The organism is Pseudoalteromonas sp. SG43-4 (genome assembly GCF_014164325.1).
In the GTDB taxonomy this organism is placed as follows: Bacteria; Pseudomonadota; Gammaproteobacteria; order Enterobacterales; family Alteromonadaceae; genus Pseudoalteromonas; species Pseudoalteromonas distincta.
The window spans coordinates 216,337-241,065 of sequence record NZ_JACJFB010000004.1 but is presented as its reverse complement, the minus strand read 5'-3'; the positions used below and the strand labels follow the sequence as shown (position 1 = coordinate 241,065).

Here is a 24,729-nt window from a genome sequence, read left to right as displayed (position 1 = left end):
CAAGTACTGCTATGATTAATTAAATATATCACTCCAATCGCGATTAATAAGCGCGAGTACTTCGGTATTAGGTACCGGTTTACTAAATAAATACCCTTGGAAATGCTTGCACCCTCTCGCCTTTAAAAAAGCAAGTTGGTGCGAGCTTTCTACGCCCTCAGCGACACACTCTTTGCCTAAACTATCTGCAAGCGCGAGTGTTGATTGGATAATGGCCTCATCATCAGAGTCTATGCCTATGTCTTGTACAAAGCTTCTATCTATTTTAAGTACATCAATAGGGAAACGCTTTAAATAAGTAAGTGATGCGTAACCTGTACCAAAATCATCCATGTACAATCTACAACCCAACTTTTTAAGTTGTTCCATGCTGTGCAGCGCTTCTTTTGAATCACGCATTAATATTGATTCGGTTATTTCAAAAACAATTGCCTCAGATGATACACCTGAATTATTTAACGCTTTTTTAATTTCAGGTACGAGTTCTTTAAACTCAAAATCTAGTGCTGATAAGTTAATAGATAAATACAGGTTAGGTGAGGCTTTTCGCCACTCTTTTAACTCCAATAAAGCGCGCGCAAAGGTCTGCAGCATAATTTTTGTAATTAAGCCTATCCCCTCTGCAGCCAGCGAAAACTCTTGAGTTTGTACTAGTTTATTTTCGGGCCAACGCAGCAGCACTTCAAAGCCTTCTGTTTTTTGGCTCTTAGCATTAATAATAGGCTGATAGTAATTACAAAACTCTTCTTCTCGATACGCTCTAGTAAGCTGAGATTCAAGATGCAGCGCTCTTTGAACATGCTGGTTCATCTCTTGCTTATAAAACTGGTAGCGCCCTTCTAAAGAGTCTTTTGCATGATATAACGCTATGCTCGCAGCTTTTAAAAGTGCGGGGCCTTGCTCTGCGTCATCTGGCGATATCGACACACCAATACTTAAATTAACGTTTACAACTTGACCATTAATCGCAATATTTTGATTCACGCAATCCATCAACTTAGTACATATTATAAGTACTTGCTCTATCTGATGAATATCTTCTACTAACACGACAAACTCATCACCACCAAATCGCGCAACACTATCCGATGGTCGCAAAGAGCACTTTAAGCGCTCAGCAACTTCTTTAATTAGCTCATCAGCCGCTTCGTGCCCTAATGAGTCATTAAAGTATTTAAAACGTTTAATATTGATATGTAACAAAGCCACTTTGCATCCATGCAGTTTTGCTTGCTCAAGGGCGTGTTCAACGCGGTCATTAAATAATGTACGATTTGGCAGCCCAGTTAAGGCATCGTAGTTGGCCAATAGGTGCAGCTCGTTTTCAGCTGATTTTTGTGCGTTTATATCGGTTAAAATAATGACATAACTATTAAGGCGCTGCTCGTTATCGGCCACTGCACTTATTTTCACAAGTACATGACGCGATTCACCATTAGCTAAAACCACACTGTCTTCGCACGAAAAATGCTCCCCAACAGATAGCTTTTGCATAATGCGTAAATAATCAAAACGATTGCTGCGCGATATACCTAAATTTAAAGTCCGGCTAGATAACGACTCAGCGGAGAAGTTAAAGGCGGTTTGCAGTGATTTATTAGAAGCCCGAATATTTAAGTTTTTATCGAGTATAAACACCCAATCACGTGTTTGCTCAAATGCTGCCGTAAATAGTAAAGCGTGTTCTTCAAACACCATCTCACGGGTCATATTTGTATAAGTACCCGCTACTTTTTGTGGAGTTTTATCATCCCACTCAACTACTTTTCCAAAGTCCTTATACCAGCGCCAATAGCCTTTTGCATGGCGCAGGCGGTAGGTACAATTAAAGTAGCCTTTATCGGTAGATAAAAATTCAAGCCACTCTAAGCGAAATAGCTGTTTGTCCTGCGGATGAATTTTAGATAAATATTCATCAAGGCTTACGGTTTCATTTTCGTAGCTTAACTCACTCGCTAAGCGGGGTTGGTAAATGCTTGGGTTGCTCGACTCCCAATCCCAGACACCCGATTCGCTGCCTTCAAGTGCTAATTTTAAACGCGCTTCGCTTTCTTTACTTTCTTTATTTGCTGCCAATAAAATACGCTGAATTTTATTACGGCGCATAACCCACATAGCAACAAAACCAATAAACAGCATGGCGTAAAGCACCATAAAATAAGGTGCACGCCAAAGCGGATACTTTACTTTTATTTTTAAAATAGCAGGCGAGGTATATTCGCCAGTCAGGGGGTCTTTAGCCCAAACTTTTAATTGGTAATTACCTGGATTCAATTTTGGAAACAATACGCGGTTGTTATTTCGAGTATAACTTTTTTGTCCGTTATCGAGTTGATACTCATAAATAATGCGTTCTTGATTACTAAATGCCATAGCCGAAAATGCCACTTCAAGCCCAATATCATCATGGTTTAACACAACCTCGTTAAGAGGCTGTTTTAAATCAAGCGATAGATCTCGTGACATTAAATCAACTCGCGTAATATTTACGTGATCAATAAGTGACTGGTAATTTTGGTTTTCCATTGGGTGAAAATAAGTAAAACCTTTTAAGCTACCGTACGCAATATGGCCATCTTTAAGCTGTGCCATGGCGTTACTATTAAACTCAGCAGAGAGTAACCCTTCTGACGTAGAAAATTGTTGAAAATGAAGTGTTTCTGGGTTTAATCGCCAAATGCCTTTATGGCTACTCATCCAGATCATGCCATCATCATCTAGCACCATATCGTAAAGCAATGTGCCTAATTTATTCTTCTCTAAATCGATTGTATGTACTAATTGATAAGTAGATGCGTCAAGGCCTATCAAGCCAAAATTAGAAAGTGATATCCACAATATATTGTTGTTATCAATTAAATAAGAAAGCACGCTAATGGCTACGTTTTCGTGCTGCTTTGGCACTTTGTAAATCATTTTAAGTGCTAAATCACTTGGGTTTACTTGATATAAAATTCCAGCATTAAAAAATAGTGGCGAGTCTGGCTTATTGCTCAACGCGGGTAAAAAGCCATGAGCTAAAAAGGGTTCAAACTGGTCAAACTGGCCACCCAGACGCGTTATTACTTGAGAATCTATATTGTATATAAATACCCCATGATCTGAGTGCACAAAGTATAGATCGCCATTTGGCATGAGTGTAACGCCATGCACTCTACCAGTAATCAGCTCTTGATCAGCAGGGTTATGCACTTTTGGTTCGCTAACTTGATGCGTTACAGGGTCAAAAATAAATAAACCACGGTTTGTATAAAGCCATAAATTATCTTTATAGGGCGTTATTTCATATACGGTAAACTCAGTGGTGAGTAAGTCGACTTTGTAGTCTTTTAAATAAGCTTTACCAATATTTGTTTTTAAATCAACCTCGGTAATACCGTTATGCGTTGCAAGCCAAAGCTTGTCTTTATATTCGGTAATCCCCCAGATAGAGTGATGTGATAAACCATCCCCCCCGAGCAAAGTGCCATCGACGTTATTAAAATGATAGCTGTCGTGAGATAAGTAAAACGCTCCATCAGTCTTAGTCGCAACCCATGTACCACCCGATTTATCTTTAGCCATATCAATAATACTGGTATCGGCAAGTGTGTACTTACTTTTGGCTATTCGAGTATTTTTAATCAGCTCTTTTGTGTTTAAATCAAATTTAAACAAGCCTTTGTCGGTAGCTAAATCTATTGTTCCGTGTTCGTTTACTATGCTCCAAACATTTAAGTCACTTAGTAATACCTTACTTTTAAAAGGTAAATCTGGGCGTTCAAACATTTTTGATAAGTTACTAATATCAACTTCGTATAAGCCTTGTACCGCCCCTACTAACAACTGTTTATTTTCACCTAATGCGAAAGACTTCACATTATTTTGGTAAATATGCTCAGCTTCACCTTTTAAATGCTGTAGAGGTCTAACTTGCTCGGTGGCAATATCAAATACGTATGCACCATGGCTTGTACCTATAAATATATAACCATTGTAGGCAAACAGCTTTCTCACAAGGGTATTTTTATATTTAGCCGGAAGCTCAAAAATAGTTGTTATTTTTCCGGTTGCGATATCAAGCTTTGCAAAATCGCGGCCTCGCCCAATCCAAAGTGTTTTTTTATCAACGGCCACCATACTAAAAACAGACTGATTGATAATTTCTTCTTCACTGGTCGGTTTTTCTAGAAATTGCTGATATGAATCTGTTACGGGGTCGTATCTAAACAGGCCTGCAAGTAAAGAGGCTATCCAAATGTGCCCTTGAGGGTCTTGGTAAATACGATCGATGATCGCCTCTTCTAACTCACCATTAGGGCCGTTTATTGGAATAACTTGATAGCCATCATAACGATTAAGCCCGGCCTCTGTCGAAAGCCAAAGGTAACCGTTAGTGTCTATAAGCATTGTATTAACGTAGCTTTGTGATAAGCCTTCGCTAGGAGATAAACGTTTTACTTGTGCCCCTACTTGGCAACTTAGAATAGTTATTAAAACTACAAAGCAACTAATGATCCCATTAACGTATTTACTCATGCTTATTCCATATTATTATTTATTATTATGGGTACTCTAGAGCGACTATATTTCGATGTTTGTAAGTATCAAAAAGTACTTGTAAAGCAAGAGTATATGTTAACACCTGGTTAAAACCAATAGCACAATATAAATCAGCTACGTTTTCATATGCGAAGGTCTTTATCTCTCTATTTTGCGACTTTAAGAGTGTTGAAAGCAATTGTTTTGCAATACCTTTACCGCGATGTCCCAGCGCAACAAACATGGTAGATAAAAATAAAAACTCTGTTTTATCTTGTAACCTACATGCTGCCACTATTTCATTATTATAGTAAGTAACCCATACCTTATCTTGTTTATTAGCACGCCCTCTTACGCTGTGCTTTTTGTAGAATTTATTCACAAGTGGGGTTTTTAGTTCATTTAACACTTCAACTTTATACATTTTTATATCGATATTTAGCTAAGCATTAGCGCTAAATACTGTTCAAATTTTTGTTTCAAAACCATTTGCTCTGCCACTGGGCGGCTGTGGATTGTGTTGTAAACTTGCTCTCTCGTTTTTTTATTACGCTTAATTTGATACGCCCAAAAAGACGCTTCATAATCTAACTGAATTTGATATTTTTCTTCACGTGGTAATAGGCATAAATTAAAACTCACAATACTTCCTCATTCGCTTTTAAGATTATTTGATTCCCCCTCTAAACTGGGCAAGAGGTAATCTCCTTGTTATTATACGCGTCTTATTTTATTTATTTCTGTAGTAATTGGAACTGATAATGAATAGACATTTTAGTATCTTGTTATTATTGGTAAATTTATTTTTTAGCGCCTCTTGTTTTAGTCATCAATACAACCTCACTTTTAATCGTCCGCAAAGTACACCTCAAGCTGATTATGCCTTAGAGCTATTAAAGTTAGCATACGCAGATATCGGTTTTAAAATACATATAATCGATTTTAGTCACCAAAATGCTTTGCTCGCTGCAAATAATGGCGTACTTGATGGGCAGTTAGGAAGAGATGCAAGCGTTGAAGAAAATTACGAAAACTTAATTAGAGTCGATTATGAGCTATTTAAGTTTGACTTAGTATTATATAAAAACTGTTTACCTAACAGTTTAGAACAGCTCGATAGCGTCGCAATTGTTGATGGCTACCCTGTGCAAGAACATTATTTAGCAAGCACACAGTTTGCAGGGAATATTATTAAAGTTAAAAGCATGAATACCCAACTTAATTTGCTTGCTCAGAAAAAAGTACAGGGAGCTTTGATGATTAACTTTATAATGCAAAATAATGAGCTCCCGTCACCTCAAGGCTGTTTTGTAAAAGAAGTATTGAGTACTTATCCGCTTTATCATTATTTAAATAAACGTAATGAAAACTTAGTAGAAAAGCTTAAAATGTCATTAATTAACCTAACTAACAATGGCACTGCGTACGCACTAAGAGCCAAATATGGATTAAGCTTTTAAAAGTCGAACCCTTGCTGCTGCGCCTGCGTGCTTGGCACTGCATTTTGCTGCTTTTTTTGAAGGTAGCGCTTGTAGCGCTGCTGGCACAAACTAAGCACCTTCTTTTTTTGGTCGTTCGATAAGGTATTCCACGAAAAGCGCTCATCCCGACTACGATAACACCCTTTGCAATACCCTCTGTTGTTAACTAAGCAAATACTTTTGCAAGGACTTGGAATATCAAATATTTCAATTTGTTGCATGCATAAGTACCGCCCAGTTGAAGAGGAGGTATTAGTATAGCGTTATTTTTGAGCAAAAAAAAAGCAGCAATTTAATTGCTGCTTAGTTTTGTTGAGCTGGGATTATTAATACTCACAGCTATTGGTATTTATCTCTGTTTTACGGTGAAATGGCTTAGCGTACATGGCCAGCACTAACGGTTTTAACTCTTCTGGTACACAGGCTAAACGCTGTTCAAACGTCGCTGTATCTGGAGAGTCTATTACCGCCTCTTTACAGCCACCAGCAATGTAATTACCTGGGTGCAAATAAAACGAATCTACAATTTGCCTATCAATTGTTTTAGCAAGCTCTTCAGCACTATCACATTTAGATTCGATTGGCTGTCCAAATGCTAAATGCACATGCCCTTTAGCTGAACTAAAACCTTCAACAATACTGGCAATATCTTCGCCCGCTGACTTAATATATTCACCATGATGCTGTTTATGATAAAGCTCTTTAGCCTTAGCAATTGCACACGGTTCATATTGATAAGAAATAGAAACAGGCACTATTTTTAACTCTTTAATATAATCGCCAAATTCTTTCTTTTGTTTACGTCCATTTAATTGCAACATTTTTAAAAGGGCAGGATCTGTTTGATCAAAACCGTCTTTTGCACGTCCTTCTTTTTGTGCAATCCAAATAGAATTTCCACCGATTAAAGAGTCATAGATATATGACGATAACTGGGTTAATGCTTTTAACATTTCTTTTGGTGCTTTAGCAGAGCGCTTAACAATGAAACTTTTATTTAAACGCATAAGCTCAGTAATGTAAGGTATTTGCAATAAATTATCGCCAATAGCAATACGCACTGTTTTCATTTTATGCTGATATAAACCCCAATTAACTAATGCAGGATCAAGCACTATGTCTCTGTGGTTTGAAATAAATAAATAGGCCTGATTAGCGTCTAACTGATCTAGCCCAGAAAAGGTAACTTTTGATGTGGTGCGCTTCACTAGTTTATCTAAGTATTGCGCCACTTCATTTTGCACATCTTCAACGGTGCTTACTTTGCCCCATTTTTTGCGTAACTGACTTCTTACCATTGGACGTGCAATAAAAGGCACTGCCGATAAAAAGCGCGGTAAATTATACTTTGCTATTACATCAATAAACGCATCATCGTTAATCAAACGTGTAAGCGACGCCGCAACTTCGTCGTCGTTGTATGGGCGTATATCTGCGTATTTATCTTCTAATTCACTCATTACTACATCTACAATGTTAAAAAACGGCACGCTAAAGCGCACCGTTTATGTCTATATCCGATTATAACTCAGCCAATCTAAAATGCGAAATAACCAAAAAAACGATTTTTTATTTTAGCAACTTGCTTTAAAGCCGAGTTTAATTACCTTCTATGACCACAGGCTTGCTTATAAGTGCAAAAAAACTGATCAGTCTAGCAAAATACCATGTTCTCAATCTGCTAGTGGGCAGACCACTACTACATAGCCCTCTAATCATTTGGTAGTAATAGCATTAACAAAGCCTTTCTTTCGTAGTACCTTAAGCCCATATTTTAGATTTTTGATGGATCGTAAGCCTCTTTTTTACGATTTTAACTCTTTCAGATCCACTTATTTTAGGGCTCATAATGAACATTACTATTCTTGATAACGCAACGTTAGCTAAAACATCTCTTTCGTGTATAGAACAACTTGGTAAATTAACGACTTATGAACTTACCAGCCCAGAGCAAGTTATTGAGCATTGCCAAGGCGCTGATGTATTAATCACTAATAAAGCAGTTTTGAATCGCGATACAATTAGTCAGCTAACACAACTGAAATTAATTTGCGTAAGTGCAACCGGTACTAATAATGTTGATTTAGAAGCCGCTAAAGAATTTGGTATTGCCGTAACTAATGTAGCTGGCTACTCAACCCCTTCAGTTGTTCAACATACATTTTCTTTAATTACTAACTTACTGGGTAACACCCACCGCTATCAGGCGGATTGCCAGCAAGGCGCATGGCAAAAAAGTGAAATGTTTTGCATACTCGATTACAGCTTTAACGACTTGCAAGGTAAAACATTTGCCATTATAGGCGGCGGTACGCTAGGTAAAGGTGTGGCGACAGTAGCGCAAGCTTTTGGAGCCAATGTAGTGGTTGCAGAGCGTAAAGGCGCCTCTTGTAGAGAAGGCCGTACACCTTTTGAAAGAGTATTAGAAACCGCTGATATAATTAGCGTGCACTGCCCGCTTACTGATGAAACACGCGATTTAATTTCGTTAGATGAGCTAAAAATGATGAAACCCAGCAGTATTATTATTAATACAGCACGTGGTGGTATTATTAACGAAGCCGACTTAGCAACAGCGCTTAAGCAAAACCTAATTGCTGGAGCGGGTGTTGATGTACTAACTAAAGAACCTGCTGAAGCTTCAAATCCACTTGCTAATTACACAGGCAATAACTTATTACTTACTCCACATATTGCATGGGCAAGTACTGAATCTATTGTGCGTTTAATTAATGAAGTAAGTTTGAATATTGCGGCATTTACTAAAGGTGAATCACGCAACCGCTTGGTTTAATCATTTTATTGTAGTAATCAAATAAGCTAAAAAGTGGCTGTTTTTACTAATATATTTAATATTTTATTAGATAAAAACAGCTTAACTCACTTAACAAACTGATTCATAACAACTTATCAATATGGTCTACTCTTTGCTTTAATACAGTTAATAACCAATTAAAAATCTTATTAAGGTAAATAAAAATGAAAAAATCACTTTTAGCAGCCGCTTTAATCGCTCCATTTTTAACAGGCTGTGTTATTGCCGTGTCAGATGGCGAAGCTGAGACTCATTGGGCAGGGAAAAACTCATCAAGCTGGCAAGCACAGCATAAAAATAATCGTGAAGTTATATCGGAGCTAAAAATGGATAGCAGCTATCAGTCTGTTTTAACGCAATTAAAAACGCCTAATTTCACTGAGCTATTAAAAAAAGATGACGATGTATACCAAGTACTTTTTTATGTAACGCATAGCAAGCATTCAGATTCAAAAACAACAAAAGATGAATGTACGCCACTTGTATTTAAAAATGATAAGTTGGTGGGCATTGGTGACACCGCTTTAGGTATGATCACGCAGTAACCAATAAAAAATGTTTGATATAAAAACGCCAATATATGAATATTGGCGTTTTTGTATATTAAGTTTTTAGCGTGCGACTATTCTATCTCGCCCTGCATCTTTAGCGGCATATAAGCCTAAATCGGCCTCTTCTAATAATGCTTGCTCAGCATACACTTTACCACTTTGTGTAGTGGCAATACCTATACTTATAGTGATGTGGTCTGCATTTAATGAAGCTTTATGTTCTATATTCAAAGCATTTACAGCATTGCGTAATTTATTAGCAAACTCCATAGCTTCATGCTTATCAATTCCTGGTAGCACAGCAGCAAATTCTTCTCCGCCATAACGAGCAATAAAGTCACTGCCACGTTCACATTGAGCTGCAAGTGCTTGCGCAACATTCTTTAAACACTCATCGCCAGCACGGTGTCCGTAGCAATCGTTGTAACGTTTAAAGTGGTCTATATCCATAAGTAACACCGATAGCGGTGTTCCACTTCGCTTGCTGCGGCGCCATTCTCGAGATAAGTTTTCATCAAGGTAGCGTCTATTTGGTATTTCAGTCAAGCCATCTATCGAAGCTAGCATTTCTAGCAAATCATTTTTTTGCTTTATGAGGAGTTGGTTGCGCACTCTAACGCGAACAATAGAAGGGCTAAATGGCTTGGTTATGTAGTCCATTGCACCGAGCTCTAAGCCCTTTGCTTCATCATCATGGCTACGATTGGCTGATATAAATATAATAGGAATAGACTGAGTTATTGGGTTTTCTTTAAGCTCCACAAGTACTTGATAGCCGTCAATTCCAGGCATAATTACATCAAGGATTATTAAATCAACTTGCGCTGTTTTTACAAAGGTCAGTGCTTTTTCACCACTTTCAACTAAGAACACGTCGTGTTCTGCTTTAAGTGTTTTTTCAAGTACTAATCTGTTGATTGGATCATCATCCACAATAAGTACTTTAGCTCTTTTCGACATCCCTAACCCCTAGCCCTTTTATAAAAACAATTACCTGTTCTAGCTGTATGATAAGCTCTTGTAGTGTAATCTCAATAGGCTTATTAGTTGTTTTAAGCGTTCTTTCACACAATAAAGCACAATGTGATAATCGTCTAAAACCTAAATTACCTGCTACACCCTTGATACTATGCACTAAACGTACCAAATCATCCTTATTGGTTGTTTCTTCTAGTTGCGATAGCTGGGTTTCACACAAGCTAGCAAACTTATCAATCATCGTATTAAGCAGTTTTTCATCCATACTAAACTGCGTTAAAGCAAATGATTTTTCAAAAAAGCTTGGTTTAACTAAGTTTAAATCAGCAATTGCATCAATAAGTACTTTAGCAACAACCGGTTTAGTTAAATGTTTATTCATGCCGCACTTTAAAGAACGCTCTACATCAGCAGGTTCACAATGAGCCGTTAAAGCAAAAATAGGCAGTTGCTTTGCGTCAAACTGTTGACGAATCAAAGCGGTTGCTTGACAGCCATCTATTTTCGGCATTTGCACATCCATCAATATTAAGTCAGGCTTCAAAACTTGCAATAACTCCATACCAATTGATGCGCTTAAAGCCGTAACAACATTTACGTTTGCTTGGCGCAGAACACTGCTAATTATTTCTAAGTTAAGCTGATTATCATCAATGGCTAATACAAGTAGACCCGATATATCAGCTTTACTTTCAGTTGCACTGTGTACTGCGGCACTTGTATTAACTATAGGCTTTTGCTGAGAGTTCAAACTAAATAGCCTTTGCCCTAATGCCGATGCTTTAACGTGATGCGCAGCTAAGTGCTCGCTTGTCGGTAAATTAAGTGTGTGCTGATGATTAATAATAATTACCGATGTTTCTTTAGCTGATAACGAATCATTAATCGCTTCAACATTTAAAAGTGCAGGTAAGTCAGCTGCATCAATTATTATTTTTTGAGTATTAGAGAGCTTAATTGGGTATTTTAGTACCTCATCTAAATTAATATTAGCAAGTTCGTTATATGCATTTGTCACCTGCTTAAGCTCTTTACTTTGATCAGATAAAATAGCCAATGTATTAGTCGGTAACACTGTGTTTTTAGTGGTATCAACTAAAAAGCTAATACTGAAATAAAATTCGCTGCCGTGGCCTTTTTTACTCTTTAAAGCAATCTCCCCACCCATTAACGATACTGCATGTTTAACAATAGCTAAACCTAGCCCAACCCCTTGGTGTATGCGGGTTGAAGATTCATCACCTTGAGTAAAAGCATCGAATAAGCGACTTTGATCAGCTTCATCTATACCCATGCCAGTATCGATTACTTTAAAGCAAATATGCTGTTGCTCTAGGCTATCGCTTTCAATAAGTTCCATTTTTAAAGTAATGGAACCTGTTTTTGTAAACTTAACGGCATTAGTTAATAAGTTACCTAATATTTGCTGCAAACGTATACTGTCGCATATCAAATCAGGTGCTATTAGCGGGTCAATATCAATAACAAATTCAATACCTTTTCCTTCGCACAATGGAGCCGTTAAGCTTTCACAAATATCCACCAGCTCAACCATGCTAAAAGACGCTTGTTTTAAATCGGTTTGCGAACCTTCAATACGTGCAAAATCAAGCATTCTATTAAGCATTAATAACAAGCTTTGTGCTGCATGCTTAGCTTGATCTGTTTGTTGTAATTGCTTTTGCGTTAAGCCTTGCTCTATTAACATATCAAGCAACCCTAAAACAGCGTTCAAAGGGGTACGTATTTCATGACTTAAATTGGCTATAAAGCGGCTTTTAGCTAGGGTTGCTCGTTCGGCATCTAGTTTTGATTTAGTTAATGCACTCACATCCTGAATGTGTATAACATAATAAGCTGGATCGCGGTTTTCATCCCAGACAAGCGATACACTTAGTTGCAACCAGCTTGTTAAGCCCCCTTGAGCAAGCGTTAAATGGTATACGCGTTTTTTGTCATCTAGCAATTGCGCTAAAGTGCTTTTTATCTGCTTCCATTGGGAGTCATCAAATAATGCTTTCAACTGCTCCCCAACGAGTACTGGCTGATCAGAAAACTGCTTTCTTGCTGCTTTATTTACTTGCAATATGGTGTGTTCAAGCGAGAGTAAAACCACGCAGTTAGCCGCAAATTCAATTGCACTTCTAAATTTAGATTCAGATGATTTTAAGGCCAATAATGTTTGTTGCTGCTCGGTAATATCGCGACCAATGCCCATGGTTCCTAACAGGTGTTGGTGCTCGTTATAAAAAGGTGCAATAGTAAGTTGATACGATTTTGTATCGGTTTCTATTCGCTGTTCAACACTATTTCTGTTTTGTAATACTTGTTTTTCAAGCGCATTTATTTGCTGATCATTGTCACCTAAATCATCTACATATTTACCAACTAATGCAGTTTGATCTTTACCGATATATGCCTCAAATGCTTTATTGCATCCTAAGAATGAACCATCAATATTTTTAAAGTAAATAAGGTCTGGCACACTGTTTAGCATAGTGTTGAGTAAAGCTAAGTGGCGCTCTTTCGCTTCGTAACTGCGGCTTAGTTTTTCTGATTGCAGCTGAACTTGGTCGTCCAGAGCTTTATTTGCACTTTGTAATGAATCAACTAACTGTTTGTTTTTAGTAAATACACGCTTCACTTTAGAAAACCAAGGTTGCCAGCTCAGTGGTACTTTGTAATTTAGCTGCTCTTCTTGTTGTGTCCCGTTACTCTCAAGGTATGACATTAAGTGAGTCATCGGCTTTATAAAAATGCGCTGACTTAACCAAAAAAACACGCCAAACATAATACTTAAAAATAGCGTTAAAAAAGTAAACTCTAGTAATATCTCATACTTAATTGAGCTTATTAATTGGGGTTTGTGCTCGTAAAATGCTGCGTGAATAGGTAACTCACCCATAGGCTGCATAAAGTAATTACTATCACTAGTTAATACTGTTTTTTGACTCTGATGATCGGCCAAGCCTGGCCAATAATTTTTTAACGCAGTCGCTTGCTCTATTATCTGTTTAGAGCTGGCGATAATTTGATGCGATTGGTTCATAAAAACGTATTCACCACTGTTCGGTGACACCTTTTTTAACCATCCAGAAATTGCTTGAACATCATAAATTAAAATAATGTAATCGGCTGAGCCTGTGCTTCGTTGTCGACCAATAGCAAAATACGAATTATCATTCACTTTAACAATAGGACTTGAAGTAAGCTTGTTTTGCGCAAATTTTGGCTTAAATTTTCCATTTAAAATTTCAGTAAGCATAAAACTTTGGCTTTTGTTGTGCCTGCTTACATAAGCAAAACCATTATCATCAACATACGCTACAGCAGATAACGACTGCATTAATGCAAGCGTTGTATTAAACGAAGGCCCTAATGTAATAGCCTGCTGCCACTGCATTAATGCCTTAGCAGATAACGCAAACTCACCTTTACCTACAATTTCCGTACTTTGATCAATAAAATGACGATAATAGTAACCATCATATTGATTTATACCTTCGAGCAAATCTTGATTTATTTTGGGATAAGTCACTTGCTCGTATAAGTTAAACATGGTGGTAAGTAGATTACTCACCGAGTCCATCCCGTGGGTAACTTGCGCTGAAATATTTGTAAAGTCAGCTTGGCGTTTTTCAACCGTCCGCTCAAGCTTTATATTATATAAGTGCAAGCACAGTAAAAAAGCGACAATCAATGGCACTAACAGCGCAATAAATAATGAACGATAATAATGCTTCAGAGGTAAAAAATTCAATGTACTGCCTGCCATTTGGCTCGAAAATCAATCGATAGACTATCGAGCCAATTTGTTAAGCGCAAGTTATAAATTTTCTTCTGCAAACGACGCTAAGCGACTACGCACAACACCGTTGAGGTTTATTGTTGCGCTGCCTTCAAAGTTTTTAAAGCGCTCTACTATGTACGTCAAGCCCGATGTTACTGGCGTTAAATAGTTACTATCAATTTGCGCCAAGTTACCTGTACAAATTAATTTAGTACCTTCGCCGCAGCGAGTAATAATCGTTTTAAGCTGAGATGCCGTTAAATTTTGGCTCTCATCTAAAATTACCACTGCATTTTGAATGCTACGCCCACGCATAAAGTTGACCGATTTAAACTGTACATTAGCCTTCTCCATAATATAGTTTCGGCTTGATATTGGATTTTCGTCGCCTTTGTGCAATACCTCCAGCGTATCAGTGATAGCTGCAAGCCATGGCGCCATTTTTTCCTCCTCAGTGCCTGGTAAAAAGCCTATAGACTCTGCTATTTCAGGGGTATTACGGGTGACTATTACTTTATCGTAAATACCTTTTTCGATGACCATTTCAAGGGCGCTGGCAAGTGCTAACAAGGTTTTACCACACCCAGCAGGCCCTGTTAAAATAACAAGTTCAATACTTGTATCCAGCAGTGCATCTAATGCCATCCCTTGATAAATATTTTTGGGCTTAACGCCCCATGCTTGTTGATGCATTAGGCGCTCAACGCCAATATCTTTTAGCGTTATGTGCTCGTCATCGTAGCATTTAACGCGCGCCGCAAACTGCTCCCCTCCATCAAGTAAATATTCATTACAAAATACATCAGGGATTAAGTTTTTAGGCACATGATGAAATGTATCACGTCCGTGTTGCTGCGTATTACACTCCCCAACATGATCCCAAAAATCACCTTCAATTTTTTTATAACCACTAGTGAGCAGGCTTATGTCATCAATAAGTTGGTCGGTGCGGTAATCCTCAACATATTTAAGCCCTGCGCCTTTGGCCTTTAAACGCATGTTTATGTCTTTTGTTACTAATATAACTTTTGAATCACTGTGCTGCTTTTGTAAATACACGGCGCAATTAATAATACGATGGTCGTTTTCGTTACCTGGCAAACCAGAAATGGAGTCGGCAAATAAATGGTCGTTTACAATAATGAGGGTACCTGCAGAGCTCGCTTTTGCCTTTTTGTTACTCGGCAGCGCCACGCCTTGTAGCATTTGTTCAGGCGTTGCATTTTTAAGAACTTCATCTAATCCACGAATAGCGACGCGCGCATCACGGCTTACGTCGTGTTTTCTGTCTTTTATATGGTCAAGTTCTTCAAGCACCGTCATCGGAATTACAACGTCATGCTCTTGAAAAGACAAATAAGCGAGTGGTTCGTGAAGTAGTACGTTGGTATCTAGCACATACATTTTACTTTCAAGGTTCGAAGCTTTTTCCATAGCACTTTCCTTACGTTTTATGATTTTTATGCTATACCAAAATAACTAAGTAAAACGGGCAAAACTTAAACCTGCAATACTTAATTGCTAAGGCATAATGTAAGTTTAGTCTATTTGTCATAAAAGTCCGTTTTATTACAAACTGTAATTAGTTTTGATTTACCTAAAAAAGAGTCATAAACAAGCTGTTTTAATAGTAATAATTAACACTTACAAAATTAATTAAAAGTGAGCCAAATAGCGCCTTGCAGTGGTGTTAGCTTACAGGTAACATAGCCGCCTTTTTCATCATAGACGAGACATACATGAATTTTTCCTTAGGTCAGCGTTGGATCAGTGATACAGAGTCAGATTTAGGATTAGGCACCGTTGTTGCCATTGAAGGCCGTCAGGTCAGCATATTATTTCCTGCCAGTGGTGAAAACCGTGTTTATTCTAGTGCAGAAGCACCTGTTACCCGTGTGGCATTTAATCCTGGCGATGTGATCAAAAGCGTTGAAGAATGGGAATTAGAAGTAGAGTCTATTGAAGTACAAGGCGAGTTACTTTGCTATCACGGCACCCGTGTTGATAATGGCGAAACGGCTAAACTTAAAGAAACCTTTTTAGATCATTTTATTAAATTTAATAAACCACAAGATCGTTTATTTGCAGGCCAAGTAGATCGTTTTGATCGCTACACACTTCGCTACCAAACGTGGTTACATAAATTTGAACGTGAACAATCGCCTATTAAAGGTTTAATTGGTCAGCGTGCTAATCTTATTCCGCACCAGCTTTATATTGCACAAGAAGTGGGTAAACGTTTTGCCCCACGCGTACTTTTATCAGATGAAGTAGGCCTTGGTAAAACAATTGAAGCGGGCATGATACTACATCAACAAATTATTAGTGGCCGTGCAAGCCGCGTACTTATTGTGGTGCCTGAAAATCTACAACACCAATGGTTAGTAGAAATGCTACGCCGCTTTAACTTACGTTTTTCTATTTTTGATGAAGAGCGCTGCGATGAAGCGTTTGCAGATTCTCCAAACGTATTTGATACAGAGCAACTAGTACTTACCAGCCTTGAGTTTTTAACCAAGAAAAAACGTTGGTTTGAACAAGCAACGCTTGCTGATTGGGACCTTTTAGTAATAGATGAAGCCCACCACCTAAGTATCAATAACGGCAAGCCAAGCTCTGAGTACCAACGTATGGCAGAGCTTAGCCAAGATATTCCGGGTCTTATTTTGCTTACAGCAACGCCTGATCAACTTGGTCACAGCAGTCACTTTGCACGTTTACAGTTACTCGATCCGGATCGTTTTTACGACTACGACGTGTTTAAAGAAGAAGAAGCAAATTATAAAGACGTAGCGCAAGCGGCAAATCAATTACTGCAAGAGCAAGCTCTGGACGACGCAGCCAAAGCCACGCTAATTGAGCTATTAAAAGAAACCGACATTACTGATATTCTTGAAAAAGCACAGCAAGGTGATTTACCAGCGCGTAAAGAAATACTTAACATGCTACTCGATCGCCACGGCACAGGTCGTATATTATTCAGAAATAGCCGCAGCGGCATTGACGGCTACCCAAGCCGTAAATTACACGCCTACCCAATGGCATTACCAAAGCAGTATAAAACGGCTATGTCGGTTCTTGGTAATATGGGCGGTATTCAAAACCCTGAACTAAGTGCACACCGTGCTCTGTTTCCTGAAAAAATATTTCAAGAATTTGAAGGCGAAAGCGCAAGCTGGGGTTTATTCGATCCACGCGTAGATTGGTTAATCGACACCCTTAAAACACTTAAGCGCGAAAAAGTACTGCTTATATGTGCCAAAGCTGAAACAGCTATCAGCCTTGAGCAAATACTGCGTGAACGTGAAGCAATTAAAGCGTCGGTATTTCACGAAGGCATGTCGATTATTGAGCGTGACCGCGCTGCTGCATTTTTTGCAGACGAGTACGATAATGCACAAATATTACTGTGTTCAGAAATTGGCTCAGAAGGTCGTAATTTCCAGTTCTCGCATCACTTAGTGTTGTTTGATTTACCACTGAACCCAGATTTACTAGAGCAACGTATTGGTCGACTAGACCGTATAGGCCAAACACAAGATGTGAACATTCATGTGCCATATTTTGAAAACACCGCTCAAGAAGTACTGCTACGTTGGTATAACGAAGGTCTAGATGCATTCGAATCTACATCAACAACGGGGCAAATGCTTTATAAAGAGTTCCGTGATGACTTACTTGAATATATTTCTGCGCATAACTGCGATGAAGACGAACTCGATCCATTACTTGAGCAAGTAGCACAACAAAATGCGGTACTGCGTAAAAAAATGGAAAGCGGACGAGATCGTTTACTAGAGCTACATTCATCGGGTCAAGGTGCTGCCGACTCGCTTGTGACTGATATCGAAAAACTCGATAACCAGTTTGAATTGCCAAGCTACATGATCAACGTGTTTGACACATTTGGCGTAAGCCAAGAAGATAAAGGCGAAAACACCATTATCTTAAAGCCAACGGAACATATGTTAAATGCATCGTTCCCATCGCTTAAAGAAGACGGTATGACGGTTACCTTTGATCGCGACACGGCACTTTCGCAAGAAGACGTACACTTTATCAGCTGGGATCACCCTATGGTGCAAGGCACCATGGATATGATTTGTGACGACGACTTTGGTAGCGCATCGGTAGCATTACTTAAAAACAAAAAGTTACCGCCTGGTACCTTTTTTGTTGAGCTTATTTTTGTTGCAGAAGCAATGGCACCAAAAGTATTACAAGTTGGTCGCTTTTTACCGCCTACACCAATTCGTATATTGCTCGATAAAGCAGGTAATAACCTAGGTGAAAACGTGGCATTTGAAGGCTTTAATCAGCAGTTATCAGCCGTAGGCCGCCAAACAGCAAGTAAGCTTGCCGGTGCATTGCAAAGCGCTGTTCACCCAATGATCACTACCGCTAAAGATATGGCACAAGAAAAACTTGAAGTTATTCGCGCAGCGTCACTTGCTAAAATGCAAACATCACTCAGTGAAGAGCAAGAGCGACTTGTTGCCCTGAAGCAAATTAATCCGAATATTCGCCAAGAAGAAATTACCTTCTACGATAAGCAACGTAACGACCTAACTACGTATATTGAAAAAACGCAGTTACAACTTGATGCAATTCGCTTAATAGTGGTTTCACACTAAATATTTAGTTTTTAGTCTTTTGAGCCGACTCCAGAGTAAATTTAGAGTCGGCTATTAAGCTTAATTGATATAAATAGCTGTACCTTTTTAAACTTCATTTAAAAACCACGTGTTCTTATTTTACTATGAGCCACTTCTACCCTCTCTAGCTATATATTAAGCCCTTTGTTGAACTGTTGATTTTGCCCAACATAACCATATCTAAAAACTCAAGCTGCACTCTATACAACTATTCTGTGAGATAGTTGATAGGTTTATTTTCCCTTGCATAAAGTTGTTTTTTTGTTAACCTACTCGCCTTCCATTTTAGTCTTTTTGAGGTGTTTATGGCGTTTCTATCTCGTTCGATATTGGCGTTTTCCATAGCGCTCTCAAGCACTAGTGTCTTTGCTCAAGCCCAATGCGATGTTGAATTACGTCATGGTTTAATTATTACTGACGATGCAATTCGCATATTAGATAAAGGCCAAACTCGTGTCCAAATTAATAACAATAACCAACTGTTTATTCGCGGTTATTGGGTTGATTTAAGCGATGACGAAAGCAAAGTACTCGAACAGTTTAGTAATGGTATTCGCCACACAGTCCCCGAATTAGTAAACCTTGCTACCGATGGTGTTAACTTAGGTTTAAGCGCTATTGAACACGTAGTTGAAGGTATGTCAGACAAAGAACCTGAAGTACTTAAAACACAATTGCAGTATGTAGAGCGCGCGCTAATGGATAAGTTTAAGCGCGGAGATGACTTCTTTTTTATAGCCCCTCAATCACTTTCGCAAATAGATGATTTTTTCACTAAAGAGATCAGCCAGCAAATTCACTCTGCTGTTCATGGATCGTTAGGTGCTATTTTGGTATCACTTGGAGATGCGTTTAAATCGCGTGAAGGTAATATAGAAGATCGCATTAACGACATGGGGCAACGCATGGATATTATCTCAAGAGAAATTGATAAGTCGCTACAAAAAAAGGCGCATCAATTAGAGCTTAAGGCTTCTGAGTATTGCGAATGTTTAAATGCACTCGATGTAACCGAGTCTCGCTTACAGGCAATAGTACCTGGTATGGCCGATTACGATTTAGTGCAAATAAAATCTTAGAGTACGTATTCGTTTTTAGAATAAAATAACACCGAGTATAAATATACTCGGTGTTTTGCTTTGTAATTGATTAAAACTAAGCGCTTCTACTTTTTATTCTAAATTGGTGAGCCCGGCGGGATTGGCAGCACTTTAAAGTTGTTTGGCCATTGCCCTTTAATTAAAAACTGATTTACTTGCTCAGCTAAATATTGCTTAAACGCACTCTCGCCAGTACTTGTATGGCTCAGCATTGAGTTTTGGTTAAAGTCTTCACTTAACTTAACTAAGTAGTAACGTAACTGCGCTTGCACTTCAGGGCTTACACTATCGCTTGCTACTAAATCAGCCATGGCTTTTGCAGTTAAAAATTGCACGCGCTGAGTGATTTTACCTGTCATTGTATTAGGTGATGACGCGTTAAACACTTGGCTATATAGCTCCTCAAGCAACTCATCTAAACTATAAAAGTCATTACTACGTGCTTGCTGCTGCGCTAGGCGGTTTAAACGTTGTGCATTTAATAAAAGCGACAAGCTATGCTGCACTGCAACCTCGGGTAATGCCATTGCATCGAGCGTTAATCCTGTGCGCCCCACTATGCTCTCGCGCGATTTAGACTCACCATATGCTTTTGGCGGAATTAGCGATAACACAGATTCAGGAAGTAATAAGTTACTTGGCTTAAGCGTTGCAAAAATAGCGTTTACCGCTTCTTGCTGTGTTTTTTTATTAACGACTTGTGCGCCTTTTACGGCTGAGTCGCCGCGTGTTTCGTATTCGTAATCAACACCGGCTATGAGTTTCACTGCAGCCTCAACCTGAAAACGGTGAAACAGATAAAGCGGAACTAGTTTTTCCTCTAATTGCGATAATGAATCGCCCGTTTTAATATTATTAATACCAAACTTCGAAAGCGCTTTTTTACGTACGTCGAGTACTCTTAAAAGTTCCTGCGAAGGATTAGTGCCGTTATCCCATAGATGAGCTGTTGGATGCGCGCCACCTTTAGCACGAGCGTCGCTATCTGATATAAACTCAAGGCCTTTGGCTTTATTTTCTTTTAAAATAGCAGCAAGTTCTGCGCTTTCATCTTGGTTAGTAAAATCGCTATAACCATATTTAATTACCTGGGTATCCCATACGCCCATGCCTGTTGCATAGCCGCGCGTTACATCAAGCTTACCTTGTTCATTAAAACTAAGTAGCGGGTGTGGGTAATCCATTACAGAAGCTCTATCACCTACCGATGCCGCAAAGTTATGAGCAATACCTAACGTGTGACCAATTTCATGCGCACTTAATTGGCGAATACGATCAAGCGCCATTGCTTGCAAGTTTTTAGCAACTTCATTGCCTTTTAAATAAGGAGCAGCGAGTGCTTCAGCTATTAAAATATCTTGGCGAACACGCAATGAGCCAAGTGTTACATGCCCTTTAAGTATTTCACCTGTACGCGGGTCAATTACAGAACTACCGTATGACCAACCACGCGTTGCACGGTGTACCCATTGAATGACGTTGTAACGAATATCCATAGGGTCGGCGCTACTTGGCAGCACTTTTACTATAAATGCATTTTTATATCCTGCAGCAGTAAATGCGTCGTTCCACCATTTCCCACCTTCAAGCAAAGCGCTTTTAACGGGCTCTGGTACGCCAGGATCAAGGTAATAAACAATTGCTTTAACAGGTTCACTAATAGGTAAACTTGAGTCTTTTTTAGTTAAACGATGGCGCGGTATATAACGCACGTACATAGAATCACCAAGCGGCGCTGCGTAATCTTTATGTTCTATACTCCAAAAACCTGATTGCGGATTAAACTTACGAGGTGTGTAGTTATCATCTGGTAATTGAATAAGTGAATGATGCATATGAACAGTAAGCGCATAAGGGTCGACACTTACTTGGCGAACAAATTCACCTGGTTTTGTGCCCTTAAATGTAAGTACGGCTTCAAGCTCGGTGTTTTTTACAAATGCTTTTGAGCGATTCATATAAACGGCGCTACGTGATTCATCAAGGCTAAAGTTCCCTTGCTTACGTGCAGCAAGCTTGCGACTTACGCCATGTACATCACTTAATAAATAAGGCGTATAATCAATAAGTGCTGTGGCTTTATCCTCTGCAACCACTTTAAAACCAGCAAGTATACTTGATGCAAACGCTTCTTTAATACTTTGCTGTTCGGCCTTGTTACTTGTGTTAGCACGATAGTAAGTATTTACAGCCCGCAGCATTACTTTGTCGCCAAAACGCTCAAACTGCACAAGGTGAGTATTACCAAGCTGACCTCTATCAAGGCCTATATCGTTAGAGCCAATACCGTAAGGCAAGCTTTGTTGCAGTAAAAATTGTTGTTCAAACTTATCAACTTTTAAATATACTTTTCCCTTTTGGGTATCGTAAAAAAACGAATAATAGCCCGGAAAATGATTCATTTGCGTAGTAAATTCATCAATTGACTTAATTGCTGCGTGCGCTTGAGTTATGATAGAGCACAGCACAGTAAAGAATATGTAACTTAGTAGTGGTATTTTTTTCATAATCTTATCTTTGTTATTTGTGTTTTAAGTACGATTAGGTGGTCCCATTATAGGGTGCTATTTAAACAATACAGTTATTTAAGACGAATTTCAGCGCTCTAAGCTAATCTCTCTCACATTATGATTGGTTTTAACACGTTATCAGGAAAATAGAATGCGTAGACTCCCTCCAGTATTACTTGAAGATGGTTGTTCAAGAGAACTTTTATCATTAATTCGAACAGTTTTAGCGGCATGTAAAGAAATTTCGTTTCGCGTTGGTCAAGGCGCGCTTTCTGGCGTATTAGGCTCAACCCTTGATGAAAACATTCAAGGTGAAACTCAAAAAAAGCTCGATGTATTATCTAATCAGCTGTTAAAAGATATTTTACTGGAATCAGATACGGTTAAAGCAATCGCCTCTGAAGAAGAAGACTACACAGTAGCAGGTAACCCAGACGCTAAATTTATAGTGGCATTTGATCCACTCGATGGCTCGTCAAATACGGATATTAACTCACTTGTGGGTACTATATTTTCTATTATGGAAGCGCCTGAAGGCTCTGACGCTGCTGATCAAAGCATATTTATGCAGCCCGGCCATAAGCAAGTTGCTGCAGGTTACGTACTTTACGGGCCATCAACAATGCTTGCGCTGACTACAGGTAAAGGCACGCGCATGTTTACTCTTGATAAAACACAAGGCAGCTTTTTACTTACACAAGATTTTGCCGAAATCCCTGCTGATACAAACGAATTTGCCATTAATACGTCTAACCAACGCCATTGGCAGCCAGCTATGCAAAACTATATCAATGATTTGCTAGCAGGCGATACAGGCCCGCGCGCTAAAAACTTTAATATGCGCTGGATTGCAGCAATGGTGGGCGATGTACATCGCGTGCTTAGCCGTGGCGGTTTATTTACTTACCCTACCGACACCAAAGATCCTAAAAAGCCAAATAAATTACGCCTACTTTATGAAGCAAACCCAATGGCTATGTTAGTAGAGCAAGCTGGCGGTATCGCATCAACCGGTACCGAGCGTATTATGGATATTCAGCCTGATGCAATCCACCAGCGAGTAGCCGTTATTTTAGGTTCTAAAAACGAAGTAGAAACGTGCTTGGGATATCATAAATAATCGCTTAAAACGGTTGTCCTCAATTTAAAAAACCGCATTCAATTGAAGTGCGGTTTTTTTAGGTGAGGTTTTACACCTCGCTTTTTAAACAAATCAAACTTTTACTAACGCAACTATTTGAGCAAGCTTTTGATGATTAAGCTCTCCCATTTGCTCGCTATTACTGAGCGCATAAATAAAACCTTCATGCTCAGTACAATCAATGTCATCTCGCGATTCAATTACGTTTGCCCAAAGATCCAAATCATCTAAGTCTATTTCGTTACTTAAACAGCGTTTAAGCACATCAATTAAAACCTCGGTTGAGAGAGTATAGTGAGCTTTATTGCTATCAGCAGGGCTTGAAACGATAACCGATATAGCTTCGTCCCTTTGCTCTCCAAATGTAATAAATTCAGCTAATGCTTTTTGTGTATTCATAATATTTGTTATTCTTGGCTCACTGTTACTAAAAAGAATTATAATGACTCAACTTAACTGTACTCAATGCCACAGTACTCTAACGTGTAATGTAGACGATATATCAGCGTGTTGGTGCAATGAGCTGCCGGCTATTTTACCGCTTGATATCACAGCAACAAGTTGTTTATGCCGCAAGTGCACGCTTAATAAAATAAATACTTTTTTAGAGGGTGTTTATACACAACCTATTAAAACCCAAATAGACTTTGCAAAGCAATATAGAGGTAACGACAATTTAATTGAAGGGCTCGACTACACCATGCAAAGTGGTTACATGGTATTTAGTAAGTGGTTCTTTTTAAAGCGTGGTTCGTGCTGCAAAAATGGTTGTAAAAACTGCCCTTATGGTTTTAAAAAGTAAAAGCTATTTAATACAACTACGAGCAAACATTGATTTTTATCTTCTCATTTTCTTCTCTTTCACTTCTCCTTGTGAGTAATATTTTTAAATGCAATTATTCACAAAGAGGTTTAGAGGCGCTGCGCTTTTAGAGTAAGTGATTGTATAAAAATAGTATTCAAATACGAGTAAGCACTGGTTTTTACCTTCTCATTTTCTTCTCTTTCACTTCTCCTTGTGAGTAATATTTTTAAATACTGTTATTCACAAAGAGGTTTAGAGGCGCTGCGTTTTTAGAGTAAGTGATTGTATAAAAATAGTATTCAAATACGAGTAAGCACTGGTTTTTACCTTCTCATTTTCTTCTCTTTCACTTCTCCTTGTGAATAATATTTTTAAGTACTGT

At 38.6% G+C, this 24,729-nt stretch carries 17 protein-coding genes; 7 read left to right on the top strand and 10 right to left on the bottom strand.

The window, feature by feature from the left end:
- Window positions 1-15 precede the first annotated feature (15 nt).
- The 3 genes from H5160_RS06180 to H5160_RS06170 are packed head-to-tail and all read right to left on the bottom strand — an operon-like array spanning window position 16 to window position 5,163.
- Window positions 16-4,518 (bottom strand): EAL domain-containing protein, encoded by a 4,503-nt coding sequence (locus H5160_RS06180; protein WP_165723841.1) that lies wholly within the window; start codon window positions 4,516-4,518, stop codon window positions 16-18.
- A gap of 25 nt (window positions 4,519-4,543) precedes the next feature.
- Entirely contained in the window at window positions 4,544-4,945 is a 402-nt protein-coding gene (locus tag H5160_RS06175; RefSeq protein ID WP_182712853.1) for a GNAT family N-acetyltransferase, read from the bottom strand.
- 14 nt (window positions 4,946-4,959) lie between these two features.
- Window positions 4,960-5,163, bottom strand: coding sequence for a DUF3283 family protein (locus tag H5160_RS06170; RefSeq protein WP_024596204.1), 204 nt, complete (start codon window positions 5,161-5,163; stop codon window positions 4,960-4,962).
- A 119-nt stretch (window positions 5,164-5,282) separates the two neighbouring features.
- On the opposite strand from H5160_RS06170, the gene H5160_RS06165 reads away from it, so the two are divergent.
- The gene (locus H5160_RS06165) at window positions 5,283-5,981 is read left to right on the top strand and encodes an ABC transporter substrate-binding protein (protein WP_182737075.1); all 699 of its coding nucleotides are present in this window, start codon (window positions 5,283-5,285) and stop codon (window positions 5,979-5,981) included.
- Here H5160_RS06165 and H5160_RS06160 read toward each other — a convergent pair.
- Both H5160_RS06160 and H5160_RS06155 read right to left on the bottom strand, forming a co-directional pair.
- On the bottom strand, window positions 5,978-6,223 hold the full coding sequence (locus tag H5160_RS06160) for a DUF1289 domain-containing protein (protein ID WP_008170756.1): 246 nt from the start codon (window positions 6,221-6,223) through the stop codon (window positions 5,978-5,980). The genes H5160_RS06165 and H5160_RS06160 overlap by 4 nt on opposite strands.
- 105 nt (window positions 6,224-6,328) lie before the next feature.
- The gene (locus H5160_RS06155) at window positions 6,329-7,462 is read right to left on the bottom strand and encodes a 1-acyl-sn-glycerol-3-phosphate acyltransferase (RefSeq protein WP_154903727.1); all 1,134 of its coding nucleotides are present in this window, start codon (window positions 7,460-7,462) and stop codon (window positions 6,329-6,331) included.
- A 389-nt stretch (window positions 7,463-7,851) separates the two neighbouring features.
- Between H5160_RS06155 and H5160_RS06150 the strand changes: the two genes are divergently transcribed.
- Window positions 7,852-8,796, top strand: a complete 945-nt coding sequence (locus H5160_RS06150; RefSeq protein ID WP_182737074.1) for a D-2-hydroxyacid dehydrogenase — start codon at window positions 7,852-7,854, stop codon at window positions 8,794-8,796.
- Window positions 8,797-8,981: 185 nt separating this feature from the next.
- Complete coding sequence (locus H5160_RS06145) at window positions 8,982-9,362, top strand: DUF3192 domain-containing protein (protein ID WP_024596200.1); 381 nt, start codon at window positions 8,982-8,984, stop codon at window positions 9,360-9,362.
- A gap of 66 nt (window positions 9,363-9,428) precedes the next feature.
- Here the strand turns inward: H5160_RS06145 and H5160_RS06140 are convergent, their stop codons facing one another.
- Genes H5160_RS06140 through H5160_RS06130 form a run of 3 tightly spaced genes read right to left on the bottom strand, consistent with a single transcriptional unit; the run spans window position 9,429 to window position 15,570 of the window.
- Window positions 9,429-10,328 carry a diguanylate cyclase gene (locus H5160_RS06140; protein WP_024605076.1) on the bottom strand — a complete coding sequence of 300 codons (900 nt, stop codon included), beginning with the start codon at window positions 10,326-10,328 and terminating at the stop codon, window positions 9,429-9,431.
- On the bottom strand, window positions 10,312-14,121 hold the full coding sequence (locus H5160_RS06135) for a PAS domain-containing hybrid sensor histidine kinase/response regulator (RefSeq protein WP_182737073.1): 3,810 nt from the start codon (window positions 14,119-14,121) through the stop codon (window positions 10,312-10,314). The genes H5160_RS06140 and H5160_RS06135 overlap by 17 nt, the downstream gene beginning before the upstream one ends.
- A 51-nt stretch (window positions 14,122-14,172) precedes the next feature.
- Entirely contained in the window at window positions 14,173-15,570 is a 1,398-nt protein-coding gene (locus tag H5160_RS06130) for a PhoH family protein (protein ID WP_182737072.1), read from the bottom strand.
- Window positions 15,571-15,875: 305 nt separating this feature from the next.
- Between H5160_RS06130 and rapA the strand changes: the two genes are divergently transcribed.
- Entirely contained in the window at window positions 15,876-18,770 is a 2,895-nt protein-coding gene (gene rapA / locus H5160_RS06125; RefSeq protein ID WP_024595181.1) for an RNA polymerase-associated protein RapA, read from the top strand.
- 326 nt (window positions 18,771-19,096) lie between these two features.
- A complete protein-coding gene (locus tag H5160_RS06120) occupies window positions 19,097-19,870 on the top strand; it encodes a YggN family protein (RefSeq protein WP_024605080.1) in 774 nt (257 codons plus the stop codon).
- 98 nt (window positions 19,871-19,968) lie between these two features.
- On the opposite strand, the gene H5160_RS06115 is transcribed toward H5160_RS06120, so the two are convergent.
- Window positions 19,969-22,398: a zinc-dependent metalloprotease gene (locus tag H5160_RS06115; RefSeq protein ID WP_182737071.1), complete on the bottom strand. Its 2,430-nt coding sequence runs from the start codon at window positions 22,396-22,398 to the stop codon at window positions 19,969-19,971.
- Window positions 22,399-22,552: 154 nt separating this feature from the next.
- On the opposite strand from H5160_RS06115, the gene H5160_RS06110 reads away from it, so the two are divergent.
- Window positions 22,553-23,521, top strand: coding sequence for a class 1 fructose-bisphosphatase (locus H5160_RS06110; protein ID WP_182737070.1), 969 nt, complete (start codon window positions 22,553-22,555; stop codon window positions 23,519-23,521).
- 93 nt (window positions 23,522-23,614) lie between these two features.
- Here the strand turns inward: H5160_RS06110 and H5160_RS06105 are convergent, their stop codons facing one another.
- Window positions 23,615-23,941: a hypothetical protein gene (locus H5160_RS06105; protein WP_182737069.1), complete on the bottom strand. Its 327-nt coding sequence runs from the start codon at window positions 23,939-23,941 to the stop codon at window positions 23,615-23,617.
- Window positions 23,942-23,984: 43 nt separating this feature from the next.
- Between H5160_RS06105 and H5160_RS06100 the strand changes: the two genes are divergently transcribed.
- Window positions 23,985-24,344, top strand: a complete 360-nt coding sequence (locus tag H5160_RS06100) for a DUF5522 domain-containing protein (protein WP_024596018.1) — start codon at window positions 23,985-23,987, stop codon at window positions 24,342-24,344.
- Window positions 24,345-24,729: the final 385 nt, after the last annotated feature.

Coding starts and splice junctions, on each gene's coding strand:
- H5160_RS06115 (WP_182737071.1), bottom strand. CDS start 22,398: ATGAAAAAAATACCACTACTAAGTTACATATTCTTTACTGTGCTGTGC.
- H5160_RS06145 (WP_024596200.1), top strand. CDS start 8,982: ATGAAAAAATCACTTTTAGCAGCCGCTTTAATCGCTCCATTTTTAACA.
- H5160_RS06180 (WP_165723841.1), bottom strand. CDS start 4,518: ATGAGTAAATACGTTAATGGGATCATTAGTTGCTTTGTAGTTTTAATA.
- rapA (WP_024595181.1), top strand. CDS start 15,876: ATGAATTTTTCCTTAGGTCAGCGTTGGATCAGTGATACAGAGTCAGAT.
- H5160_RS06150 (WP_182737074.1), top strand. CDS start 7,852: ATGAACATTACTATTCTTGATAACGCAACGTTAGCTAAAACATCTCTT.
- H5160_RS06105 (WP_182737069.1), bottom strand. CDS start 23,941: ATGAATACACAAAAAGCATTAGCTGAATTTATTACATTTGGAGAGCAA.
- H5160_RS06135 (WP_182737073.1), bottom strand. CDS start 14,121: ATGGCAGGCAGTACATTGAATTTTTTACCTCTGAAGCATTATTATCGT.
- H5160_RS06165 (WP_182737075.1), top strand. CDS start 5,283: ATGAATAGACATTTTAGTATCTTGTTATTATTGGTAAATTTATTTTTT.
- H5160_RS06155 (WP_154903727.1), bottom strand. CDS start 7,462: ATGAGTGAATTAGAAGATAAATACGCAGATATACGCCCATACAACGAC.
- H5160_RS06120 (WP_024605080.1), top strand. CDS start 19,097: ATGGCGTTTCTATCTCGTTCGATATTGGCGTTTTCCATAGCGCTCTCA.
- H5160_RS06110 (WP_182737070.1), top strand. CDS start 22,553: ATGCGTAGACTCCCTCCAGTATTACTTGAAGATGGTTGTTCAAGAGAA.
- H5160_RS06160 (WP_008170756.1), bottom strand. CDS start 6,223: ATGCAACAAATTGAAATATTTGATATTCCAAGTCCTTGCAAAAGTATT.
- H5160_RS06130 (WP_182737072.1), bottom strand. CDS start 15,570: ATGGAAAAAGCTTCGAACCTTGAAAGTAAAATGTATGTGCTAGATACC.
- H5160_RS06175 (WP_182712853.1), bottom strand. CDS start 4,945: ATGTATAAAGTTGAAGTGTTAAATGAACTAAAAACCCCACTTGTGAAT.
- H5160_RS06100 (WP_024596018.1), top strand. CDS start 23,985: ATGACTCAACTTAACTGTACTCAATGCCACAGTACTCTAACGTGTAAT.
- H5160_RS06140 (WP_024605076.1), bottom strand. CDS start 10,328: ATGTCGAAAAGAGCTAAAGTACTTATTGTGGATGATGATCCAATCAAC.